At 71.7% G+C, this 22,935-nt stretch carries 18 protein-coding genes; 6 read left to right on the forward strand and 12 right to left on the reverse strand.

Annotated features, from left to right (window positions below; all coding sequences use genetic code 11):
- Window positions 1-33 precede the first annotated feature (33 nt).
- Window positions 34-540 carry an Lrp/AsnC family transcriptional regulator gene (locus ACQPYE_RS32565; RefSeq protein ID WP_498716927.1) on the forward strand — a complete coding sequence of 169 codons (507 nt, stop codon included), beginning with the start codon at window positions 34-36 and terminating at the stop codon, window positions 538-540.
- 10 nt (window positions 541-550) lie between these two features.
- Window positions 551-1,939, forward strand: a complete 1,389-nt coding sequence (locus tag ACQPYE_RS32570; RefSeq protein WP_498716928.1) for a pyridoxal phosphate-dependent decarboxylase family protein — start codon at window positions 551-553, stop codon at window positions 1,937-1,939.
- Between the two features lie 115 nt (window positions 1,940-2,054).
- Here ACQPYE_RS32570 and tesB read toward each other — a convergent pair whose 3' ends face one another.
- On the reverse strand, window positions 2,055-2,978 hold the full coding sequence (gene tesB / locus ACQPYE_RS32575) for an acyl-CoA thioesterase II (RefSeq protein ID WP_498716929.1): 924 nt from the start codon (window positions 2,976-2,978) through the stop codon (window positions 2,055-2,057).
- A gap of 8 nt (window positions 2,979-2,986) precedes the next feature.
- Window positions 2,987-4,411, reverse strand: coding sequence for a pyruvate kinase (pyk, locus tag ACQPYE_RS32580; protein ID WP_498716930.1), 1,425 nt, complete (start codon window positions 4,409-4,411; stop codon window positions 2,987-2,989).
- Window positions 4,412-4,493: 82 nt separating this feature from the next.
- On the opposite strand from pyk, the gene ACQPYE_RS32585 reads away from it, so the two are divergent.
- A complete protein-coding gene (locus tag ACQPYE_RS32585; RefSeq protein WP_498716931.1) occupies window positions 4,494-4,844 on the forward strand; it encodes a VanZ family protein in 351 nt (116 codons plus the stop codon).
- 182 nt (window positions 4,845-5,026) lie between these two features.
- Here ACQPYE_RS32585 and ACQPYE_RS32590 read toward each other — a convergent pair whose 3' ends face one another.
- Window positions 5,027-5,683, reverse strand: a complete 657-nt coding sequence (locus ACQPYE_RS32590; protein WP_498723030.1) for a DUF2461 domain-containing protein — start codon at window positions 5,681-5,683, stop codon at window positions 5,027-5,029.
- A gap of 93 nt (window positions 5,684-5,776) precedes the next feature.
- Between ACQPYE_RS32590 and ACQPYE_RS32595 the strand changes: the two genes are divergently transcribed.
- The gene (locus ACQPYE_RS32595) at window positions 5,777-7,732 is read left to right on the forward strand and encodes a helicase-associated domain-containing protein (RefSeq protein ID WP_498716932.1); all 1,956 of its coding nucleotides are present in this window, start codon (window positions 5,777-5,779) and stop codon (window positions 7,730-7,732) included.
- Window positions 7,733-7,824: 92 nt separating this feature from the next.
- Here the strand turns inward: ACQPYE_RS32595 and ACQPYE_RS32600 are convergent, their stop codons facing one another.
- The 3 genes from ACQPYE_RS32600 to dctA all read right to left on the reverse strand — a co-directional run bounded on the left by ACQPYE_RS32600 (window position 7,825) and on the right by dctA (window position 15,592).
- The gene (locus ACQPYE_RS32600; RefSeq protein ID WP_498716933.1) at window positions 7,825-9,330 is read right to left on the reverse strand and encodes a glutamate synthase subunit beta; all 1,506 of its coding nucleotides are present in this window, start codon (window positions 9,328-9,330) and stop codon (window positions 7,825-7,827) included.
- Window positions 9,323-13,861, reverse strand: coding sequence for a glutamate synthase large subunit (gene gltB, locus ACQPYE_RS32605; protein WP_498716934.1), 4,539 nt, complete (start codon window positions 13,859-13,861; stop codon window positions 9,323-9,325). The genes ACQPYE_RS32600 and gltB overlap by 8 nt, the downstream gene beginning before the upstream one ends.
- A 360-nt stretch (window positions 13,862-14,221) precedes the next feature.
- Window positions 14,222-15,592, reverse strand: a complete 1,371-nt coding sequence (gene dctA / locus ACQPYE_RS32610; protein ID WP_498716935.1) for a C4-dicarboxylate transporter DctA — start codon at window positions 15,590-15,592, stop codon at window positions 14,222-14,224.
- Window positions 15,593-15,734: 142 nt separating this feature from the next.
- Here dctA and ACQPYE_RS32615 point away from each other — a divergent pair, with 142 nt between their 5' ends.
- Window positions 15,735-16,679 (forward strand): TAXI family TRAP transporter solute-binding subunit, encoded by a 945-nt coding sequence (locus ACQPYE_RS32615; protein WP_498716936.1) that lies wholly within the window; start codon window positions 15,735-15,737, stop codon window positions 16,677-16,679.
- A 592-nt stretch (window positions 16,680-17,271) separates the two neighbouring features.
- Here the strand turns inward: ACQPYE_RS32615 and ACQPYE_RS32620 are convergent.
- Window positions 17,272-17,802, reverse strand: a complete 531-nt coding sequence (locus tag ACQPYE_RS32620; RefSeq protein ID WP_498716937.1) for a hypothetical protein — start codon at window positions 17,800-17,802, stop codon at window positions 17,272-17,274.
- A gap of 78 nt (window positions 17,803-17,880) precedes the next feature.
- Between ACQPYE_RS32620 and ACQPYE_RS32625 the strand changes: the two genes are divergently transcribed.
- Window positions 17,881-18,414, forward strand: coding sequence for an AMIN-like domain-containing (lipo)protein (locus tag ACQPYE_RS32625; RefSeq protein ID WP_498716938.1), 534 nt, complete (start codon window positions 17,881-17,883; stop codon window positions 18,412-18,414).
- A gap of 7 nt (window positions 18,415-18,421) precedes the next feature.
- On the opposite strand, the gene ACQPYE_RS32630 is transcribed toward ACQPYE_RS32625, so the two are convergent.
- The 5 genes from ACQPYE_RS32630 to trpB all read right to left on the reverse strand — a co-directional run bounded on the left by ACQPYE_RS32630 (window position 18,422) and on the right by trpB (window position 22,927).
- Window positions 18,422-19,087, reverse strand: a complete 666-nt coding sequence (locus ACQPYE_RS32630; protein ID WP_498716939.1) for a response regulator transcription factor — start codon at window positions 19,085-19,087, stop codon at window positions 18,422-18,424.
- A 6-nt stretch (window positions 19,088-19,093) separates the two neighbouring features.
- Complete coding sequence (gene lgt, locus ACQPYE_RS32635) at window positions 19,094-20,149, reverse strand: prolipoprotein diacylglyceryl transferase (protein ID WP_498716940.1); 1,056 nt, start codon at window positions 20,147-20,149, stop codon at window positions 19,094-19,096.
- A 35-nt stretch (window positions 20,150-20,184) separates the two neighbouring features.
- The gene (locus ACQPYE_RS32640) at window positions 20,185-20,673 is read right to left on the reverse strand and encodes a Uma2 family endonuclease (protein ID WP_498716941.1); all 489 of its coding nucleotides are present in this window, start codon (window positions 20,671-20,673) and stop codon (window positions 20,185-20,187) included.
- Window positions 20,674-20,918: 245 nt separating this feature from the next.
- Window positions 20,919-21,704: a tryptophan synthase subunit alpha gene (gene trpA, locus ACQPYE_RS32645; RefSeq protein WP_498716942.1), complete on the reverse strand. Its 786-nt coding sequence runs from the start codon at window positions 21,702-21,704 to the stop codon at window positions 20,919-20,921.
- Window positions 21,701-22,927 carry a tryptophan synthase subunit beta gene (gene trpB, locus ACQPYE_RS32650; protein WP_498716943.1) on the reverse strand — a complete coding sequence of 409 codons (1,227 nt, stop codon included), beginning with the start codon at window positions 22,925-22,927 and terminating at the stop codon, window positions 21,701-21,703. Before trpB ends, trpA begins: the two co-directional genes overlap by 4 nt.
- Between the last annotated feature and the right edge of the window lie 8 nt (window positions 22,928-22,935).

Here is a 22,935-nt window from a genome sequence, read left to right on the forward strand (position 1 = left end):
CTGTATTCCACCTGATGGTTACAGTGTTCGGTTGTGAGCGGCACAGCCGAACTGGATTCGGTCGACTGGCTGATCCTGGAGGCGTTGCAGAACGACGCGACGCTGCCGAACCGGAGCCTGGCCGAGGCGGTCGGCATCGCGCCGTCCACCTGCCTTCAGCGCGTGCGCCGGTTGCGCGACCTCGGCGTGATCACCGGGTTCCACGCCGTGGTCGACCCGCGGACCACCGGCCTGCCGCTGGAGGCCGTCGTCTCGGTCAACGTGCGCCCGCACACCAGGCCGGTGGTGGCGGCGTTCCGGCGGTTCGTGATGGCGCAGCCGGAGACGCGCTCGTTGTTCCACGTCAGCGGCCAGGCGGACTTCCTGGTGCACATCGCGGTCGCCGACAGCACGCACCTCCAGGCGTTCCTGATGGACAAGATCGCCTCGCGCGCGGAGGTGCGGAACCTGACCAGCTCGGTGGTGCTGGAGCGGGTCGAGACGCGGGCCCTGACGCCGCCGGACGACCAGCGCCCCACCCACCGCAGGCGGCGCGTATAGATTTCCGGCCATGGACCCCGACGAGTTCCGCCGGGTCGGCCACGAGGTGGTCGACTGGATCGCCGACTACCGCTCGCGCGTCGAGGACTTCCCGGTCAGGTCACCGGTCGAGCCCGGCTGGGTGCGCGGGCAGTTGGCCGGGCTGCCCGAGCGGGGCGAGGGCTTCGACGGGCTGCTCGCGGACCTGGACCGGGTCGTGCTGCCGGGGACGACGCACTGGCAGCACCCGGGGTTCTTCGCCTACTTCCCGTCGAACGCCTCGCTGCCGTCCGTGCTCGGCGACCTGCTGTCGTCGGGCATGGGCGTGCAGGGCATGTTGTGGTCCACCTCCCCCGCCGCGACCGAGGTCGAGCAGCACCTGATGGACGAGTTGGTGGGCGCGCTGGGCCTGCCGTCGTCGTTCGTCGGCGGTGGGGTCATCCAGGACACCGCGTCGTCCGCGGCGCTGGTCGCGGTGCTCGCCGCGCTGCACCGGTCGTCGGGCGGGCAGTGGCGGCGGTCCGGCGTGGACGGGACCGAGACGGTGTACGTGTCGTCGCAGACGCACTCGTCGCTCGAACGGGCGGCGCGGCTGGCGGGGCTGGGCGAGCAGGCCGTGCGGGCGGTCGAGGTCGACGCCCGGTTGGCCATGCGCGTGGACGACCTGGCGTCGCGGATCCGGTCCGACGTGGCGGCGGGCCGGCGGCCGGTGCTGGTGTGCGCCACCGTCGGCACCACGGGCACCGGCGCGGTCGACCCGGTGCGGGAGATCGCCGCGGTGTGCGCCGAGCACGGGATCTGGCTGCACGTGGACGCGGCGTGGGCCGGTCCGGCGGCGCTGTGCCGTGAGTTCCGCGACTTGTTCGACGGCGTCGAGCGCGCCGACTCGTTCACCGCGAACGCGCACAAGTGGATGCTGACCGCGTTCGACGTGTCCCTGTTCTGGACCGCCCACCCGGACGTGCTGGTCGACGCCCTCACGATCCTGCCGGAGTACCTGCGGAACACGGCGACCGAGTCGGGCGCCGTCGTGGACTACCGCGACTGGCAGATCCCCCTGGGCCGCCGGTTCCGGGCGCTGAAGCTGTGGTCGGTGCTGCGCTGGTACGGCCTGGAGGGCATCCGCGACCACCTGCGCGGCCACGTGGAGCTGGCGGCCCTGCTCGAGTCGTGGGTCGAGGCGTCCGACGACTGGGAACTCGTCGTCCCCCGCTCCCTCTCCCTGCTCACCCTCGCCCACCGCGCCGGCGACGACGCGACCCGCGCGGCGATGGACCGCGTCAACGCCTCGGGCGACGCGTTCATCACCCACACCACCGTCAACGGCCGCTTCGCCGTCCGCGTGGCGATCGGCGCGGAGGCGACTCGCGAGCACCACGTGCGAGCGCTGTGGGAGGCCCTGCGGGCAGTTGCTCTTTGAGGCAGCTCCGGAGGTTCGCCATCGCCACTCGGTGCTTCGGCACCGGCCTCGGCGCCACCGGCAAGACTCCTTCGACCAGCTCCTGCTCCATCGATCGCGCGGCGTTGCCGATCGATCACAGGACCCGGAGCAGGCCCTCCTGCACCACGGTAGCGACCAGTTGGCCGTCGTGGCTGTAGAAGCGGCCCGTGGCCAGCCCGCGCGCCCCCGACGCGGAAGGCGAGGCGCAGTCGTAGAGGAACCACTCGTCCGCCCGGAACCGGCGGTGGAACCACATGGCGTGGTCCAGGCTCGCGCCCAGGACCTTGTCGGTGCCCCAGTACACGCCGTGGCGGACCAGCACCGAGTCGAGCAGCGTCATGTCGGAGGCGTACGCCAGCACGCACACGTGCAGCAGGTCGTCGTCCGGCAACGTGCCGTCCGCCCTCATCCACACCTGGCTGCGCGCCTCGCCCGGCCCGTCCTCCCGCGCCCGCCACGGCGGCTCGGTCACGTACCGGATGTCGATCGGCCTCGGCAGGCGCGCCATGCCCACCTTCTCCAGGTACCCGGCCGCCGACTCGGCGTACGTGGGCAGCGAGGACGGCGGCGGCACGGCGGGCATCGGCTCCTGGTGGTCCAGGCCCGGCTCGTCCAGCTGGAACGACGCCGACAGCGTGAAGATCGCCTTGCCGTGCTGCACGGCGACCACGCGGCGGGTGGTGAAGGACCGTCCATCGCGGACGCGGTCCACCTCGTACACGATCGGCACGCTCGGGTCGCCGCCGCGGATGAAGTACGAGTGCAGCGAGTGCACCCGGCGCTCGCGCGGCACGGTGCGGCCGGCGGCTACCAGGGCCTGGCCGGCGACCTGCCCGCCGAACACCCGGACGGGCGACTCGGCTGGTGACACGCCGCGGAAGATGTTCTCCTCGACGCGCTCCAGGTCGAGCAGCGCGACGAGCCGGTCGAGCACGGGCTGCCCGTGGGGCACGCCGTCGGCGTCCAGTGGAACGTCCGAGAACTCGGCGGTCGCCGCGGCACGGGCAGCCTCGGTCACGTCATCTCCTAAGCGTGGTCGTCCTCCCCCAGGCGGTGCACCCGGATGAGGTTCGTCGAGCCGATGGTGCCAGGCGGCGAGCCTGCCACGACCACGACGAGGTCGCCCGGCTGGTACCGGCCGATGTCGATCATCGACAGGTCCACCTGGCGGACCATCTCGTCCGTCGAGTCCACCTTAGGCACGATGAACGTCTCGGTGCCCCAGGTGAGAGAAAGCTGACTGCGCACGCTGGGCTCCGGCGTGAACGCCAGCAGCGGCAGCGGGGTGTGCAGGCGGGCGAGCCGCCGCACGGTGTCACCGGACTGGGTGAAGGCGACCAGCGCCTTCGCGTTCAGCCGCTCGCCGATGTCGCGCGCCGCGTACGAGATCACGCCGCGCTTGGTGCGCGGGACGTGCGTCAGCGGCGGGACCACGGTCGACTCGGTCTCGACGGCCACGATGATGCGGCTCATGGTCTGGACCGACTCGATGGCGTAGCGGCCGACCGACGTCTCGCCGGACAGCATCAGCGCGTCGGCGCCGTCGAGCACGGCGTTCGCGACGTCCGAGGTCTCGGCGCGGGTCGGTCGGGAGTTCGTGATCATCGAGTCGAGCATCTGGGTGGCCACGATGACCGGCTTGGCGTTCTCGCGGGCGATCTGGATGGCCCGCTTCTGCACCAGCGGCACGTGCTCCAGCGGCAGCTCGACGCCCAGGTCGCCGCGGGCGACCATGACGCCGTCGAAGGCGAGCACGATCGCTTCGAGGTTGTCGACCGCCTCCGGCTTCTCGATCTTGGCGATCACCGGCTTGCGGCCGTGGCCCACGCGGTCCATGACCTGGTGGACCAGGTCGATGTCCGCGGGCGAGCGCACGAACGACAGGGCGATGAAGTCCACGCCCAGGTTGAGGGCGAACTCCAGGTCCTCGATGTCCTTCTCGGACATCGCGGGCACGGACACGTCCATGCCGGGCAGCGAGAGGCCCTTGTTGTTGCTGACGGGGCCGCCCTCGGTGACCTCGCAGACCACGTCCGGCCCGTCGATCTCGGTGACGGTCAGGCCCACCTTGCCGTCGTCCACCAGCAGGCGGTCGCCGGCCTTGGCGTCCTGCGCGAGCTGCTTGTAGGTGGTGGAGACCCGGTCGTGGGTGCCCTCGACGTCCTCGACGGTCACCCGGACGATGTCACCGGTGCGCCACTCGACGGGGCCGTGGGCGAACCGACCGAGGCGGATCTTCGGTCCCTGGAGGTCGGCCAGGATGCCGACCGCGCGGCCCGACGCCTCGGCCGCGTTGCGGACGAGGTCGTAGACCTGCTTGTGGTCGGCATGGCTGCCGTGGCTGAAGTTCATCCGGGCAACGTCCATACCGGCCGCCACCAGCTCGTTGACCTTGTCCTCGGTCGCGGTGGCAGGACCCATCGTACAGACGATCTTCGCGCGTCGACTCACGTCTAGTCAGAGTAGTCCCTGTCACTGGACCGATCAGGATGTACCGGGAAGTAATCTCCGCGAAACAGGCAGAATCTGCACCGTGGGCCCCAGAATCCTTCCGTTCGTGGTCGCCGTGTCGCTCAGCGTCATCGTGCTGTTCACCCCCGCGTCAGGTGTGCCCACCGCTCCCCCGGGCACCGACAAGGTGGTGCACTTCGTGCTGTTCGCCCTGCTCATGGGCACGGGGAGGTACGCGCGGCTGCCGTCCGGACCACTCGTCATCGTCCTCTTGGGTTACGCCGCGGTCTCGGAAGCGTTGCAGTGGCTCATCACCGCGCTGAACCGCGGCGGCGACGTGCTGGACGCCCTTGTGGACGTCGCCGGCGTGGGCTTCGGGGCCTTGGTCGCACGGTCGGTGGCCCGAAAACGTCGTACCCCTCTGGGAGAATGAGAACAGGGGTCCCCTGGCGGGTGACGCCTGCGCAGCCGTCACCGGGAAGCGGTGGGCGGTGCGTGAGTGTGAGGTAGGACACCAGCGCCGGGCGCCGGGTCGTGCCCGCTGTCGGTGGCGCGGCCGTCGAGGGCGCGAGCGCCGCAGGTGGGCCGGTCGGCGGCGGGAGCACCGGGCAGCTGTCAGCGGCGGAAGCCGACCTCGGTCAGGCCGATGTGGTCGGCGCACCAGTCGACGAACGGCGTGACCTGCCGCCACGCCTCGCGGACCCGGTCCAGGCAGCCCGGCTCGTGCAGCACGTCGTCCGGCGGCCACACCTTCGCCACGTAGACGCGCTTGTGCTTGAGCAGCTCGATCCGGGGGTGCGCCAAGTCCGCGCCGCGCGGTGCGCGCTTGAGCTTGTCCCCGCGCAGCTCCCAGCCGGACTCGGCGAGCTTCGCGAGCAGCTTCTCCAGCGCACGACCGCGCACGTCGTCGGCGACCGACTCGCGGTAGCGGGCGAGCTGGTCGGACGCCATGGCGAACGACCCACCGGCCACGAACAGCCCTTCGGTCCCGAGCTGCACGTAGTGCGCGCCGCCGCCGCGGCCGAGTTCCACCACCCCGCCGCAGTGGTCTTTGTACGGCGTCTTGTCCTTGCTGAACCGCACGTCCCGATAGGGCCGGAAGACCTTTCCCGGGCCGAACTCGGGTTCGAGCACGGCGAGCAAGGTCTCCATGGGCGCACGCACATCGCGCTGGTAGACGTGCTTGTGGTCGTCCCAGTAGGCCTTGGAGTTGTCGGCGACGAGTCCGTCGTAGAAGTCGATGGCGTGTTCGCCGAACCCGGTGAATTCCACGGCGCACAGCTTACGTTCGTCCATTCGTGGCTCATTCGAACGCTCTATCGCACCGCATCACCGAGCCGTCACGTTCTGTGCATAATCGGCCGGGTGGGTAGGAAAACGGCGCTGGCCGGATGGCTGCGCGAGCTCGACGCGGTGGAGATCCGGGACATCTTGGCGCTGCGCAAGGACGCGGCCGACCGCAGGCCCCACTCGCTGCGGGCGCTGGCGGACGAGTTGACGTCGGCGTCGTCGTTGCGGGCGGCGGTCGACGGGCTCGACCAGGCGTGCCGGGACGTCCTCGACACCGTGGTCCGGCTGGGCGACGAGGCCGGTGTGGAAGCGCTGGCGGAACGGTTGCGCTGCACCGGGAAGGCGCCGCGGGCGGAGTTGAAGCGGGCGTTGGGCCAGTTGCGCGCGAGGGCGCTGGTCTGGCCGGCGGACGGGCGGTTGGTGTGTTCGCCGGGGTTGCGACCGCTGGAGGAGGAACCGCCGCACCGCATCACGCCCGCGCCGCGCACCCCCCGCCGCACGCCGCAGAACCGGGGTTTCGCGGACCGGGCCGCGATCACGCCCGCCACGTCCACTGTGGACGGCGTGACGCGGCTGGTCGACCTGTGCGACGTCGAGCAGGTGGCGTGCCGCGCGGTGATGGGGCTGCGGGAGCTGCGGCGGCTCGCGGGCGTGCTGCGCGCGGACGAGGGCCGGACGCGGTTGTGGGTGGGGCTGGCCGTCGAGGCGCGGTTGCTCGCGGTGGACGACGGCAGGCTGGTGCCGACGGTCGGCGCGGACCCGTGGCGGGCCGCGTCACCCCCGGTGCGGCTGACCGCGCTGGCCCAGGCGTGGCCGCGGCTGACGTGGACGCCCGGCAAGCAGCGGCCCGCGTCGGCGGAACCGTCCCCGGCGGACTCGGGCGACCGGACCCGGCGCGGCCTGCTGGAGCGGTACGCGCTGCTGGACGAGGACGAGGCGTTCGAGCACCGGCACGAGGTGGTGGCCGATCTGGTGTGGTCGCGGCCCGCCGTGCACGCCCGCGCGGCGACGGAGGCGGCGTTGGTGGAGGCCGAGTCGGTGGGGTTGGTGGCGCTGGGCGCGGCGACCGCGCTGGGCCGCGCGGTGCTGGCGGGCGGGGTGGACGAGGTGGCGGGCCGGTTCGTGCCGCCCGACGCGTCGACCGCGCACCTGCGGCCGGACCTGACCGCCGTGGTGGCCGGGTTGCCGTCGCGCGAGCTGAGCGCGGTGCTGGACCTGGCGGCGGACGGCACGGAGGGTGGGTGGCGGTTCAGCGGGGCGAGCGTGCGGCGGGCGCTGGACGCGGGGCACGAGCCGGACGCGCTGCTGGCCCGGTTGGCGTCGGTGGCCGAGCACGGCGTGCCGCCGACGTTGGCGCACCTGGTGCGCGAGGTGGCGCGGCAGCACGGGCGGATCACGGTGACGCCGGTCGCGTGCTGCGTGCGGACCGAGGACCCGGTGCTGTTGCGCGAGATCGCCGCGCACCGGTCGTTGGCGCAGCTGTCGTTGCAGCCGCTGGGACCGACGGTGCTGGCCTCGGCGAAGCCCGCCACGGAGACGCTGGCGTTGCTGCGGGCGGTCGGTTACGCGCCCACGACGGCCGCGGTGGACGGCACGGCGGTGCTGGAACGGGTGCCGCGGCGCCGGGTCGAGCCACCGCCGCCGGCTCGTGCGGCGACGGGCGGGTGGCGTGCGCCGCTGACCGGGCACGAGGTGACGAAGCTGGCGGCGGCGCTGGTGGAGCGGGAGCGGCCCCGGCCGAAGTTCGTCCTGCCGCCGGTGGAGTCGCAGCGGGTGGGCACGGTGCGGCTGCTGCGCGACCAGTCGCTGGTGCTGCGCGATTCCGAGGTGGAGGTGCTGGCGGACGCGCTGGTGAGCCACACGTCGGTGGAGATCGCGGTGGCGAACGGTCCCCGCAGCACGGTGAAGCACGTGATCACGCCGGTGGACCACGCGGCGGGCAACCTGAAGGCCAACTGCGCGCCCCGCGGCGAGCACCGCGAGTTCCTGGTCAGCCGCATCCGCTCGGTGCGCGCGGTGACCGGCGTCTGACCGCGGGCGGTCGGGCCGGTGGGGAAGCGAAAAGGCCGCCCCGACGTCGTTGTCGGGGCGGCCGGGCAACCAGCGAGCAGCGGTCTGAGGGGTTACACCACGGCGAGCGGCAGCATGTTGGGGATCACCGGGGACGGCAGGTCGGACGAGCCGGTCAGGTAGCGGTCCACCGCGTTGGCCACCGAGCGGCCCTCCGCGATCGCCCACACGACCAGCGAAGCGCCCCGGTGCGCGTCGCCGCAGACGAACACGCCGGGCGACTGGGTCTGCCAGTCCGAGCCGCACGAGATCGTGCCGCGCGAGGTGAGCCGGATGCCGAGCCCGTCCAGCAACGGCATGTGCTCGACGCCCTCGAAGCCGATGGCCAGCAGCACCAGGTCCGCCGGCAGCACCTCGACCTCCTCGGACGTCGGCACGACCTGGCGGCGGCCGGAGGCGTCCTTCTCCACCCGCACCTTGCGCAGCTGGATCTGGCGCACGTGCCCGTCGGCGTCGCCGACGAACTTCTCCACCGCGACCGCGAACTTCCGCTCGCCCGCCTCCTCGTGCGCGGGGTACGTGCGCAGGATCCACGGCCACACCGGCCACGGCGAGCGGTCGTTGTCGCGAGTGGACGGTGGCATCGGGTACTGGTCGAGCTGCAGCACGGAAGCCGCGCCCTGGCGGGACGCCGTGCCGTAGCAGTCGGCCCCGGTGTCGCCACCGCCGATGATCACGACGTGCTTGCCCGCCGCGTCGATCGCGGGCGGACCGTCGCCCTCGCACGCGCGGTTGGCGGGCACCAGGTGCTCCATGGCCAGGTGCACGCCCCGCAACGAGCGGCCGGGCGTCGTGGTGTCGTCACGGCCGCGCAGCGCGCCCACCGCGAGCACCACGGCGTCGAACTTCGACCGCAGCTCCTCGACGGTCAGGTCGACGCCGACCTCGCAGCCGGTGACGAACTTCGTGCCCTCCTTGCGCAGCTGCGCGAGCCGCCGGTCGAGGACCTTCTTCTCCATCTTGAACTCGGGGATGCCGTAGCGGAGCAGCCCGCCGAGCCGGTCGTCCCGCTCGAACACGGTGACCTCGTGGCCCGCCCTCGTGAGCTGCTGCGCCGCCGCCAGCCCCGCCGGGCCGGAGCCGACGACCGCCACCCGGCGGCCCGACGACACCTGCGACTGCGACGGCCGCACGAGCCCTTGGTCCCACGACACGTCCGCGATGGCCTGCTCGACCCGCTTGATCGCGACCGCGCCGCCCGCGTCGTGGCTGATCGACAGCACGCACGCCGCCTCGCACGGCGCGGGGCACAACCGGCCGGTGAACTCGGGGAAGTTGTTCGTCGCGTGCAGCCGGTCCGACGCGGACTCCCAGTCGCCCCGGCGCACCAGGTCGTTCCACTCGGGGATCAGGTTGCCCAGCGGGCACCCGGCCGACCCCGAGTGGCAGAACGGGATGCCGCAGTCCATGCACCGCGTGGCCTGCGTGCGCACCTCCGCGTCGCGCTGCTCGGCGGGGACGTCGAGGTACACCTCGTCCCAGTCGGACAGCCGGTCCGCGGCGGGCCGCTTCTTCGCCTCGGCGCGGGAGTGCTTGAGGAAACCGTACGGGTCAGCCACGGGAGGCCTCCATGATCGCCTGGTCGACGTCCCTGCCTTCCGCGCGGGCGAGCCTCATCGCTTCGAGCACGCGCTGGTAGTCACCGGGCATGACCTTGGTGAAGGACGCGGAACGCCGGGGCCAGTCGCCGAGCAGCGACGCGGCCACCGCCGAACCGGTGAGCTGGTGGTGGCGCTCCACCACTTCGCGCAGCCAGCGCAGGTCTTCCGCACCGGGCCGCTGGAGCTCGACCATCGCGGTGTTGACCGCGGCCGGGTCGAGTTCCAGCACGTACGCGATGCCGCCGGACATGCCCGCGGCGAGGTTGCGGCCGGTCGGCCCGAGCACCACTGCCCGGCCACCGGTCATGTACTCGAACGCGTGGTCGCCGACGCCCTCGGCCACCGCCAGCGCGCCCGAGTTGCGCACGCAGAACCGCTCGCCGACCCGTCCGCGCAGGAAGATCTCACCGGACGTGGCGCCGTAGCCGATCACGTTGCCCGCGATGACCTGCTGCTCGGCCGCGAACGGCGCGTCGGGGTGCGGTCGCACGACGATCCGGCCACCGGACAGGCCCTTGCCGACGTAGTCGTTGGCGTCGCCGATCATCTCCAGCGTGATGCCGCGCGGGATGAACGCGCCGAGCGACTGGCCGGCCGACCCGGTGAACGTCACGTGGATCGTGTCGTCGGGCAGGCCGTCGCCGCCGAACCGGCGGGTGACCTCCGCGCCGAGCAGCGTGCCCGCGGTGCGGTTGACGTTGCGCAGCGGCAGTTCCAGCCGCACCGGGCGGGCGTCGTTCAGCGCCGCGTCGGCGAGCTGGAGCAGCGTGCGGTCCAACGCCTGCGCCAGGCCGTGGTCCTGCTCGCGGACCTTGCGCTTGGCCGTGCGGTAGGGCGTCTCGGGCACCTCGAACACCGGCGTCAGGTCCAGGCCCGACGCCTTCCAGTGCTCGATCGCCTCGTCGGTCTTGAGCAGCTCGGCGTGGCCCACGGCCTCGTCGATCGTGCGGAAACCGAGTGACGCCAGCAGTTCCCGGACCTCTTCGGCGATGAAGTGGAAGAAGTTCACCACGTGGTCGACCTGACCGGTGAAGCGCTTGCGCAGCTCGGGGTTCTGCGTGGCGATGCCGACCGGACAGGTGTCCAGGTGGCAGACCCGCATCATCACGCAGCCCTCGACGATCAGCGGCGCGGTCGCGAAGCCGAACTCCTCCGCGCCGAGCAGCGCGGCCACCACCACGTCGCGGCCGGTGCGCATCGCGCCGTCGACCTGCACGGTGATCCGGTCGCGCAAACCGTTGAGCAGCAACGTCTGCTGGGTCTCGGCGAGGCCGATCTCCCACGGCGTGCCCGCGTGCTTGAGCGAGTTCAGCGGCGACGCGCCGGTGCCGCCGTCGTGGCCGGAGATCAGCACCACGTCCGCGTGCGCCTTCGCCACGCCGGCCGCGACCGTGCCGACGCCGACCTCGCTGACCAGCTTCACGTGCACGCGGGCCTGCTCGTTGGCGTTCTTCAGGTCGTGGATCAGCTGCGCGAGGTCTTCGATCGAGTAGATGTCGTGGTGCGGCGGCGGCGAGATCAGGCCGACGCCCGGCGTGGAGTGCCGGGTGCGCGCGATCCACGGGTACACCTTGTAGCCGGGCAGCTGGCCGCCCTCGCCGGGCTTCGCGCCCTGCGCCATCTTGATCTGGATGTCGCTGGCGTTGACCAGGTACTCGCTGGTGACGCCGAACCGGCCGGACGCGACCTGCTTGACCGCGCTGCGCCGCTCCGGGTCGTACAGGCGCTCCGGGTCCTCGCCGCCCTCGCCGCTGTTGGACCGGCCGCCGAGCCGGTTCATCGCGATGGCCAGCGTCTCGTGCGCCTCGGCCGAGATCGACCCGTAGGACATGGCGCCGGTGTTGAACCGCTTGACGATCGAGGAGACCGGCTCGACCTCGTCGATCGGGACCGGGGTGCGGCCCTCGGCGGCGAACGAGAACAGGCCGCGCAGCGTGCCGCCCTGCCGGGCCAGGCGCTCCACCTCCTCGGTGTAGCGCTGGTACACGTCCCGCTTGCCGGTCTTGGTGGCGTGCTGGAGCAGGAACACCGTCTCCGGCGTGAACAGGTGGAGCTCGCCCTCGCGGCGGTAGGCATACTCGCCGCCCACCTCCAGCCGGCGGTGCACCCGGTCGGTCGGGTTGTCGGGGTGCGCGCGGCGGTGGCGCAGCGCCACCTCCTCCGCCAGCACGTCCAGGCCCGCGCCGCCGAGCTTCGACACCGTGCCGGTGAAGTACTCGCCCAGCAGCTCGTGGGACAGGCCGACGGCCTCGAACACCTGCGCCGCCGTGTACGCGCCGACGGTCGAGATGCCCATCTTCGACATGATCTTCAGGGTGCCCTTGACCAGCGCCGTCACGTAGTTCCGCACGGCCTTGCGCGGCTCGATGCCGGTCACCGCGCCGGTGCTGATCATGTCTTCGATCGTCTCGAACGCCAGGTACGGGTTCACCGCGGCGGCGCCGTAGCTCAGCAGCGCGGCGATGTGGTGCACCTCGCGGGCGTCACCGGTCTCCACGACCAGCGCCACGCGCAGCCGCTCCTTGGTGCGCACCAGGTGGTGGTGCACCGCGGAGACGAGCAGCAGCGACGGGATCGGCGCCATCCGGTGGTCGGAGTCGCGGTCGGACAGCACCAGCGTGCGGGCGCCGTTCGCGATGGCCTCGGACGCCTCGCGGCGGACCCGCTCGACCGCCGCCGCCAGCGCCGCCCCGCCGCCGTCCACTTCGTACAGTCCGGACAGGACGGTGCAGGCGAAGCCGGGCAGGTCGCCGTCGTCGTTGATGTGGATGAGCTTGGCCAGCTCGTCGTTGTCGATCACCGGGTAGGTCAGCTTGATGTGCCGGCAGCTGACCGGGCCGGGCTCCAGCAGGTTCTGCTCCGGGCCCATGACCCGCGACACGCTGGTGACGATCTCCTCGCGGATCGCGTCCAGCGGCGGGTTGGTGACCTGGGCGAAGTTCTGCACGAAGTAGTCGTAGAGCAGCCGGGAGCGCTGCGACAGCGCCGCCACCGGGGTGTCGGTGCCCATCGAGCCGAGCGGCTCGGCCCCGTTGGTGGACATCGGGGCGAGCAGGATCCGCAGCTCTTCCTCGGTGTAGCCGAACGTGAGCTGCCGGCGCACCACGGACTCGTGGCTCTGCACCACGTGCTCGCGGTCGGACAGGTCGGCCAGCTCCAGCAGGCCCGCGTGCAGCCACTCGTCGTAGGGCAGCTCCTCGGCCAGCTTCGCCTTGACCTCGTCGTCCTCGACCAGGCGACCCTCGACCGTGTCGACCAGGAACATCTTGCCCGGCTGCAACCGGCCCTTGGCGACGACCTGGTCGGCGGGCACGTCCAGCACGCCGGTCTCCGAGGCCAGCACCACGCGGCCGTCGGCGGTCTGCCACCAGCGGGCCGGGCGCAGGCCGTTGCGGTCGAGCACCGCGCCGACCAGCGAGCCGTCGGTGAACGTCACGCACGCCGGGCCGTCCCACGGCTCCATCAGGCTCGCGTGGAACTCGTAGAACGCGCGGCGCTTCGGGTCCATCGAGGTGTGGTTCTCCCACGCCTCGGGGATCATCATCAGCACCGCGTGCGGCAGGCTCCGGCCGCCCAGGTGCAGCAGCTCCAGCACCTCGTCGAAGCTCGCCGAGTCCGAACCGTCCGGGTGGCAGATCGGGAACAGCCTGGTCAGGTCGCCCGGGATCAGGTCGGAGGCCAGCAGCGCCTCGCGGGCCCGCATCCGGTTCCGGTTGCCGCGCACCGTGTTGATCTCACCGTTGTGGGCGACGTACCGGAACGGGTGCGCCAGCGGCCACGACGGGAACGTGTTGGTGGAGAAGCGGGAGTGGACCAGGGCGATCGCGCTGGCGAGCCGCTCGTCGCGCAGGTCGGGGAAGAACGCGGGCAGCTGACCCGTGGTCAGCATGCCCTTGTAGACGATCGTCCGGGACGACAGCGACGGGAAGTACGTGCCGACGTCCGCCGCCGCGCTCTCGTGCTCCACCCGCTTGCGCAGGGCGAACGTGAGGCGGTCCAGGGCGACGTCGCGCCGGTCGGCCTCGCCCTTGACGAGCAGCATCGCGAAGTGCGGCATCACCGACCGGGCGGTCGGGCCCACGCCGGCGTGCTCGGGCGCGGTGGGGACGTCGCGCCAGCCCAGCACCACCAGGCCCTCTTCGGTGGCGATCCGCTCGGTCAGCTCGACGGCCTTCTCGCGCGACTCCTCGTCGGCGGGCAGGAAGGCGATGCCGGCCGCGTACGCGCCCGCCTCCGGCAGCTCGAAGTCCAGCACCTGCCGGAGGAACGCGTCCGGCAGCTGCACGAGGATCCCGGCGCCGTCGCCGCTGGTCGGCTCGGCGCCGGCGGCGCCACGGTGCTCCAGGTTGGCCAGCGCGGTGAGCGCGTCGACGACGATGTCGTGCGAGCGCCGGCCTCGGATGTCGGCGACCATCGCCACACCGCAAGCGTCACGTTCCGCGGCGGGGTCGTAGAGCCCCCGCGGGGACGGGATGGCGGAGAAGATCACTGCGCAGACCTCCTTCGTCGTCCTTGGTGAAAGAACGAGTCCTCGTGTCCAGGTCCTGGAATCCGGGTGCTGGGCACGGGACGACGATGGCCCGCGTGTTGACGAGACTTTAACAGTCGCGAAACGGATCCACACCATCCTTCGGGTGATCTCGATCGGCGACCGGTAACGATTCGACCGGGTCGAGCGATACCCCGGCCGGCTTGTTACGCGTTGTTAAGCATAACGGAGGGCCGGCCGTCGCGCGCACTGGTGAGAGCCAGCCGACACGGTGCTCCACGCCGGCATTCCGAACGAACCCGCAGGTGAGCCCCCGTGCCGCCGCCTCGCGGGCGACGACCGGGGGCTCATGTGCCCGTCTCAGCGGGTGACGGCAGCCATTGACTCACGCTCCGTGACGTCTCCGTCACCGTGCTGCCGGTCCAGCAGGGCGTCCACGTCGACCTGCCCCGGGTTGTCCAGCACCTCGCGCAGCCGGTCGCGGTCCAACTGGCCCTGCCACCGCGCCACCACGAGGGTGCCGACGCCGTTGCCGATGACGTTCGTGATCGCCCGCGCCTCGGACATGAACCGGTCGATGCCCACGATCAGCGCGATGCCGACCGCCGGGATCGCGCTGTTGCCCTCGAACGCGCTCAGCGACGCCGCCAACGTGACCAGGCCGGCGCCCGTCACGCCCGCCGCGCCCTTGCTGGCCAGCAGCATGAACAGCAGCAGCCCGATCTGCGTGCCCAGGCCCACGTCCGTGCCCGTCGCCTGGGCGATGAAGATCGCGCCCATGGTCAGGTAGATGCACGTGCCGTCCAGGTTGAACGAGTAGCCGGTCGGGATCGTGAGGCCCACCACCGACTTGTCCGCGCCCGCCGCCTCCAGCTTCACCAACATGCGCGGCAGCACCGTCTCCGACGACGACGTGCCGAGCACGATCAGCAGCTCGTCCTTGATGTACCGGAGGAACTTGAAGATCGAGAACCCGGCGTACAGCGCCACGCCGCCCAGCACCACCAGGACGAACAGCAGGCACGTCGCGTAGAACGAGCCCATCAGCCACGCCAGCTTGCCCAGGATCGAGCCGCCGAACTTGCCGATGGTGTAGGCGATGCCGCCGAACGCGCCGATCGGCGCCGCGTACATGACGATCTTGATGACGCCGAACATCACCTTCGCCGTGGTGTCCAGCGCGGACACGACCTTCTCGCCGCGCTTGCCCATGCCCGCCACGGCCACCGCGACCAGGATCGCGACCACCAGCACCTGGATCAGCTGGCCGTCGGTGAACGCGCCCAGGAACGACTTCGGCACCAGGCCCAGGATGAACCCGGTGACGCCGGTCTCGGCGGTCTTGGCGTCGGCGAGCGTCTTCTCGGCCGCGTCGTCGTTGATCGGGATGGTCGCGCCGTGGTGGCCCGGCTGGACCAGGTTCACCACGATCAGGCCGATCGCCAGCGCCACCGTCGTCATCGCGGTGAAGTACAGGATGGTCCGCAGCGCCAGGCCGCCCGCCTTGGCGAGGTTGCCCAGTCCCGCGATGCCCACCACGACAGTGCAGAAGATCGTCGGCGCGATGACGACCTTGACCAGCGCGATGAAGAAGTCGGCCAGCCACTTCATGCCCGACGCCTGCGCCGGGAAGGCGTACCCGACGACCACGCCGAGCACGATCGACACCAGCACCCAGAAGTAGAGGTGCTTGTAGATCGGTTTGCTCTCACGTGCTTGCGCGCTGACCACGTGTCCTCCAAGGGGGACCATTGGGAGTTGGTTCGTGATCCTGAGCACAGCGGGCGGCCGGGACAAGGAGCGCGCCGGAAACTTCAGATCCCTCTGACGTAACACCCCGTTCACCCGGTGGTGCGGGGTTAGTCTGCTGTTCGTGCGGGTGTCCCGGCGTTCGGTGCTGCGAGCCGTCCTGGTGGCGGTCGGGCCGGCGGGGCTGTCGGCCTGCACGTCGACCGACCCGCCCGCGCTCGGTGAGCTGGTCCTCGCGACCGGGCCGGACGGCGCGGTGTTCCGCGAGATCGGCGGCGCGCTGGCGGCGGCGCTGGCCGACGAGCTGCCCGCGACCAGGGTGGTGGAGCGGCACACCGGCGCGTCGGTGGAGAACGTGCGGCTGCTCGGCGAGGGTCAGGTCCACCTTGGACTGTCCTCTTTGGATCCGCTGGTGTCGGGGGCGCTGCTCAGCGCGGAGGACCCGGGTGGGATCAGCGCCGTGGGTCGGCTCTACGACAGCTTCATGCAGGTCGCCGTGCCCGCCGACTCGCCGCTGCGGACCTTGTCGGACCTGGCCGGGAGGACGGTCTCGTTCGGCCCGTCGGAGTCGGGCACCGAGTTCACCGCGAGCAGGCTGTTGTCGTTGCTGGGGATCGAGGTCGACGCGCGCCGGATGGCCCACGCCGACGCGGCCGAGGAGCTGGCGGCCGGCTCGCTGGACGCGTTCCTCGCCCTGACCGGCATCCCCACCCCCGCGATCGCCGACACCCTCGACGCGTTCCCGCTGCGCCTGCTCGACCTGCCCGCCGAGGCGGAGCGCCTGGCCGAGGCCTACCCGGGGCCCTACGTGCCGGCCACCATCCCGGCCACGACCTACGGCGACCTGGGGCCGTGCCACACGTTCGCCGTGCCGAATCTGCTGCTGGCGCGGACGTCGTTGGACGAGGACGTGGTCGAGGTGGTGACGCGGACGGTGTTCACGCAATCGGCCCGGATCGCCGCGGGCCACTCGGAGGCCAGTCGGATCAACGTGCGGACCGGGATCGCCACGGGCCAGGTCCCCCTGCACAAGGGCGCCGAACGCTGGTTCCGCGCGACAAAGCGCTGACCGGCCAGTATCCTGACCCGACCGCCCCACCTGCGTTTCTCGGTCACTCGATCGAGGGAACCAGCCGTCAATGGAGAAACTTTCCACACACCATTGACGTTGCCGGGATAGGAGGAGGCGGCACCACGGCGAGCGCCATCGCGACCAGGCCAGGCGGATCGCGCACCACCAGACCAGAGGGCAGAGGGTCAGCCGTCAGCGGGCCAGCCGTCAGCGGGCCAGCCGTCAGCGGGCCAGCCACCAGGCAGGCCCAGGCAGTCGGCGCACCCGCGGCCCAAGCGCGGCTGGGCCCGAACGGCAGCGGACAGCGGGGACACGGCGGCTCGGTCAGGCTGCGGGGCTCGGGGCAGGCTGCGCGCGGGCACTGCGGCCGGACGCGCATGGCGGTCGGACACGAGCGCGGTTGGCGCGGGCACTCGGGCACGGTGGTCGTACGCACGCGGGCGTAGGCGCGGTTAGCGCGGGCACGCACGCAGGCAGGGCGGCTGCGGGCGTGGGCGGCGGGCGCGGCGGCTCGGACGCGACAGCCGTCGATGCAGGCCCGGGGGCTCATGCGCTTGGGCGCGCCCAACAGATCGGGCAGATCGGGCGATCAGTAGGCCCACTCGGGTCGGTACAGGCGCTCCCGGACCACCCAGCGCAGCGCGCGAACTTCCGCGCGGGTCAGGCCAGCGGCTTGGGCTGGCGGTCCGGTTCCGCAGAGGGCGGTTGGAGCTGGCGGTTCGGGTGGCGATGGTGGTTCGGGTGGGCGTTCGGGTGGGCGATGGTGGTGGTGGTTCGAGGGCGGCGGGGGTGGGTTAGGGGTGGGGTGGGTTAGGTCGGGGGGCGTGCGCTGAGGTGATGGGCGGCGTGACGATTCCAGCACCGTGCCGTCGGTGCCGACGAGGGCGGCCGAGATGCCGTAGAGCTGGTCGTAGCGGACCAGTTCCTCGCGCAACGCGGTCAGGCGGTCCGACGCCAGGGCGTTCTCGGCCAGCGACGCGAACCGGCTCGCGTCACCCAGGCGGTCGAGGTAGGTCTCCTGGCTCTCGCGCTGCACGACGGCGAACGCGAGCGGCACGCCGAGGGCCGCGACCAAGGCGACCAGCAGCGGCACGATGAGGACCAGCAGGCGGCGCAGCACGCGGAGGCAACCTCCCGTGGGTGACGTGCGTCATGTCGACTACGGGCTGTTCCGGCCCGGGCGAAGGGGGAAATGAGCATGCTACGCAAGGTTGCGTTAGTCCTCGCGGCATTGACGGCGTTCGCGGTGGTCGCGCCGATGACCGCCGCCGCGGCGCCCACGGCCTGCACGCCGGTCGGCTGGGGTTCGGGGCCCAAGTACGCGTCGCAGACCACGACCGGGCTGCTGACGAACATCCGGGCCGGTCAGCAGGAGTGCTACGACCGGCTGGTGTTCGACTTCACCGGCGGCGAGAACGACGGCTACACGGTGCAGTACGTGTCCGAGGTGACCCACGAGGGGTCGGGCAAGCCGGTGCCGTTGCGCGGCGGCGGCAAGTTGCAGATCACGGTGAACTCGCCGTCGTACGACCAGGGCGGCAACCCCACCTACACCTACCCGAACGGGTCCGAGCTGGTGGACGTCACCGGCTACCAGACGTTCCGGCAGGTCGCGTGGGCCGGGTCGTTCGAGGGGCAGACGACGGTCGGGCTGGGCGTGCGCGCCCTGCTGCCGTTCCGGGTGTTCACGCTGCCCGGTCGGGTCGTGGTGGACGTCGCCCACGTGTGGTGACCAGCGGTCAGGTGTGGGCTGCCACCCGGTAGCCCACACCCCGGATCGTCTCGATGCGCAGGGCGTGGCCGAGCTTGCCGCGCAGGGCGGCGATGTGGGTGTCCAGGGTGCGTGACGGCGCCTCCCAGTGCGCCTGCCACACCTGGTCCACGATCAGGTCGCGGCTGACGACGGTGCCCGCCCGGCCGACCAGCAGGGCGAGCAGGTCGAACTCCTTGCGGGTCAGCGGCACCGGTTCGCCGTTGACCCGCGCCTCGCGGCCGGCGGGGTCCAGGGTGAGCGGGCCGAGGGTGATCTCGTGCTCGCGCGCGGCGGCACGGGCGGCGCGGGTGCGGCGGAGGACGGCTTCGATGCGGGCCAGCAGCTCGGCGGTGCCGAACGGCTTCACCACGTAGTCGTCCGCGCCGAGCCGCAGGCCCAGCACCCGTTCCCGCTCCTCGCCGCGCGCGGTGACCGTGATGATCGCGGTGCCGGTGCGGTGGCGGAGTTCGCGCAGCACGTCGAGGCCGTCGCCGTCGGGCAGGCCGAGGTCGAGCAGCACGACGTCCGCCGGCGGTGCGGTGAGCGCCGCGGCGGCCGTGCCCACCCGGTGCACTTCGTAGCCCGCGTGCCGGAGCGCGGTGAGCAGCCCGCGCGCCACCCGGTCGTCATCTTCGACGACGAGGATGCGCACGGTGGACTACTGGTTCGACTTGTCGCCGGTGTCCGCGGGCGTGTCGGGTGCGGACGCCGTGTCCGGTGCGGACGCCGTGTCGGGGACGGTCGCCTGCTCGGCGTCCTCCGACGGCTCGTCGACGTCGGTCTTCGTGGACGAACTCGCCGGCTTGGCGCCGCTCTTGCCCGCGTGGCCGGCCTCGGCCGGGTCGGCGGCGGGATCTTCGCGCACGATGACCTCGCGGTCGCCCCTCTTCGCGGCGAGCAGGAAGTAGACGACCGCGCCGAGGAACACCACGACGGAGGTGATGACGTTGATCCGCAGCCCGAACACCTCGGTGGCCGGGTCGGTGCGCATCAGCTCGATCCAGAACCGGCCGGCCGTGTAGCCCGCGACGTACAGCGCGAACACGCGGCCGTGGCCGAGCCGGAACTTCCGGTCCGCCCAGACGATGAGCAGCGCGACGCCGAGGTTCCACAGCAGTTCGTAGAGGAACGTCGGGTGCACGATCTCGATCGGCGTGTGGTCCAGCGCCACGCCGGCGAGGTCGTCCTTGAAGCCGGTGTCGAGGTTGACCCGCTCGTAGATCTCCAGACCCCACGGCAGCGTGGTGGGACCGCCGTAGAGCTCCTGGTTGAAGTAGTTGCCGAGGCGGCCGATGGCCTGCGCGGTGACGATGCCGGGCGCGAGCGCGTCCGCCATCGCGGGCAGCGGGATGCCCTTGCGGCGGCACGCGATCCACGCGCCGACGCCACCGAGCGCGATGGCGCCCCAGATGCCGAGGCCGCCGTTCCAGATGGCCAGGGCGTCGAGCGGGTTGCGACCCTCTCCGAAGTACTTGTGGTAGTCCGTCGCCACGTGGTAGAGCCGGCCGCCGATCAGGCCGAACGGCACCGCGAAGACGGCGATGTCGGTGACCTCGCCCTTCAGGCCGCCCCGGGCGACCCAGCGGCGCTCACCCCACCAGATGGCCAGGATGATGCCGAGGATGATGCACAGCGCGTAGGCGCGGATCGGGATCGGTCCCAGTTGCCACACGCCCTGGTCGGGGCTGGGGATCGTCGCGAGGTAAGTCGTCACCACGGCCACCACCGTAGTGGGTGCGGCCGTTCGTCCTACCGTGACAGCTCGATTGTTACCGGGAAGGGTCGTTCGAGCTTCAGCACGCCGCCCTCGCTGCGCGCGGATTCGACGTACTCCCCCGCTTCCAGTTCGAACATCGTCGCGGTGACCTCGGCCTCCTTCGGGTCCACGACCAGGTAGAACGGGATGCCGGCCTCGGCGTAGAGCTTCCGCTTCAGCACCAGGTCGTCGACCCTGTTGCCGGGTGAGAGCGCTTCTCCCGCCACCACCAGGTCCGCCACCGGCAGCAGCAAGCCCTCTTCGCCTGCCACGTTGACGGTGAAGTCCGGGATGAGCATCCGGGTGCCGGAGATCTCGAGGTCGAGCCCGGCGATCGCCTCCAGGCCAGGAGGACGGGCGGCGTGCAGGACCCCCGTGATGCGCGTCGCGAGCCGCTGGTGGCGAACGTCGCCGATCGGGCTCGTGATCAGCGACCCGTCGACGAGTTCGACCCGCTGCGACGAGTCCTCCGGCAGCGCCATGACGTCGTCCGGCGTCCAGGGCCCGTCGTGGGCCGGCAGGGGGTGGCGGTACTCGTAGTCGGCCAGTGTCGATTCGCGGTCCGCCGGCAGAGCCGTGCGACATCACCTCCGGGGGCACCCGACGCACGCCGGTGCGGCACACCGGGTCGGGGATGGGCTTGATCACGAGCCCAGGATGCCGACGGGCACCGACAATTTCGGCACCCGGACGCCGCCGAACGGACTAGTTCACTCGAACGTGCGTGCTAGACGGCCGCCGCCGCTTGGCGCACCCCGGTGGCCAGGTCGACCGTCAGCGCTTCGACCGTCCCGTCCTGCACGGCCGACACGAACGCCGAGCCCACGATGACGCCGTCCGCGAACGCCGCCAGCTCCGCCGCCTGGGCGCCGTTCCGCACGCCCAGCCCGACGCCGATCGGCATGTCCGTGTGCTCGCGCACCCGCTTGACCAGCGCCGGAGCGGCCGACGACACCACGTCGCGCGCGCCCGTGACGCCCATGACGGAGGTCGCGTACAGGAAGCCGCGCGACGACCGGGCCGTCAGCGAGATCCGCTCCTCCGTCGAGGACGGCGCGACCAGGAAGATCCGGTCCAGGTCGTGCGCGTCGGTGGCCTCGATCCACGAAGCGGCCTCGTCCGGCACGAGGTCGGGCGTGATCACGCCCAGCCCGCCGGCCGCCGCCAGGTCACGCGCGAACCGGTCCACCCCGTAGGCCAGCACCGGGTTCCAGTACGTCATCACGACCGCGCTCCCGCCGGCCGCCGCCACCGACTCGACCACGCCGAACAGGTCGCGCACCCGGAACCCGCCGCGCAACGCCTGCTCGGCCGCGCGCTGGATGGTCACGCCGTCCATCACCGGGTCGGAGAACGGCAGGCCGACCTCCACCAGGTCGCACCCGGACGACACCATCGTCCGCAGCACGTCCTTCGAGTCATCGAGCGTGGGGTACCCGGCGGGCAGGTACCCGATCAGGGCCGCCCGCGACTCCGCCCGACAAGCCGAGAAAATCGGATCAAGCCTGCTCACGACTCCACCCCCAGCCCGAACCACTTGATCGCGGTGTCCATGTCCTTGTCACCGCGCCCGGAGAGGTTGACCAGGATCAGCCCGTCCGGTCCCAGTTCACGGCCCAGCACCAGCGCGCCGGCCAGGGCGTGCGCCGACTCGACCGCCGGGATGATGCCCTCCTCCCGCGACAGCAGCGCGAACGCCTCCATCGCCTGGGCGTCGGTCACCGGCCGGTACTCGGCCCGTCCGCTGTCCTTCAGGAACGCGTGCTCGGGGCCGACGCCGGGGTAGTCGAGACCGGCCGAGATGGAGTGCGCCTCGGTGATCTGCCCGTCGGAGTCCTGCAGCACGTACGACATGGCGCCGTGCAGCGACCCGGGCGTGCCCGCGGTCAACGTCGCGCCGTGCCGGTCGGTGTCGATGCCGTCGCCGCCGGGCTCCAGGCCGACCAGCCGCACGGACGGGTCGTCGATGAAGCCGTGGAAGATGCCGATGGCGTTCGACCCGCCGCCGACGCACGCGGCCACCACGTCGGGCAGCCGGCCCGCCTTCTCCAGTACCTGCTCGCGCGCCTCGATGCCGATGATCCGGTGGAAGTCGCGCACGAGCACCGGGAACGGGTGGGGCCCGGCGGCGGTGCCGAGCAGGTAGTGCGTGTCGTCGACGTTGGCGACCCAGTCGCGCAGCGCCTCGTTGATGGCGTCCTTCAACGTGCGCGAGCCGGTCTTCACCGGGACGACCTTCGCGCCGAGCAGCCGCATCCGGGCCACGTTGAGGGCCTGCCGCTCGGTGTCGACCTCGCCCATGTAGACGACGCAGTCCAGGCCCATCAGGGCGCAGGCGGTGGCCGTGGCCACGCCGTGCTGTCCCGCACCGGTCTCGGCGATGACCCGCTTCTTGCCCATCCGCTTGGTCAGCAACGCCTGGCCGAGCACGTTGTTGATCTTGTGGGAGCCGGTGTGGTTGAGGTCCTCGCGCTTGAGGAACACCCGTGCGCCGCCCGCGTGGGCGGCGAACTTCGGCGCCTCCGTGAGCAGCGACGGGCGTCCGGCGAAGTCGCGCAGCAGCCGGGCGAACTCGTCCAGGAACTCGGGGTCGACCCGCGCCTTCTCGTAGAACGCGGCGAGCTCGTCCACCGCGGCGATGAGCGCTTCCGGCATGAACCGGCCGCCCCACGGCCCGAAGTGGCCCCGCTCGTCCGGGTCGTGGGGTGTCGGAGCGAACTGGCCGCCGCGCGACATGCGCTCTC

The sequence above is a fragment of the Actinosynnema sp. CA-299493 genome (assembly GCF_050946825.1).
Taxonomy (GTDB): Bacteria; Actinomycetota; Actinomycetes; order Mycobacteriales; family Pseudonocardiaceae; genus Actinosynnema.

Bases quoted from the DNA above. Each gene is read 5' to 3' on its own strand.
- trpB (WP_498716943.1), bottom strand. From the start codon at position 22,927: ATGTCGCGCGGCGGCCAGTTCGCTCCGACACCCCACGACCCGGACGAG.
- ACQPYE_RS32625 (WP_498716938.1), top strand. From the start codon at position 17,881: ATGCTACGCAAGGTTGCGTTAGTCCTCGCGGCATTGACGGCGTTCGCG.
- ACQPYE_RS32570 (WP_498716928.1), top strand. From the start codon at position 551: ATGGACCCCGACGAGTTCCGCCGGGTCGGCCACGAGGTGGTCGACTGG.
- ACQPYE_RS32640 (WP_498716941.1), bottom strand. From the start codon at position 20,673: ATGGCGCTGCCGGAGGACTCGTCGCAGCGGGTCGAACTCGTCGACGGG.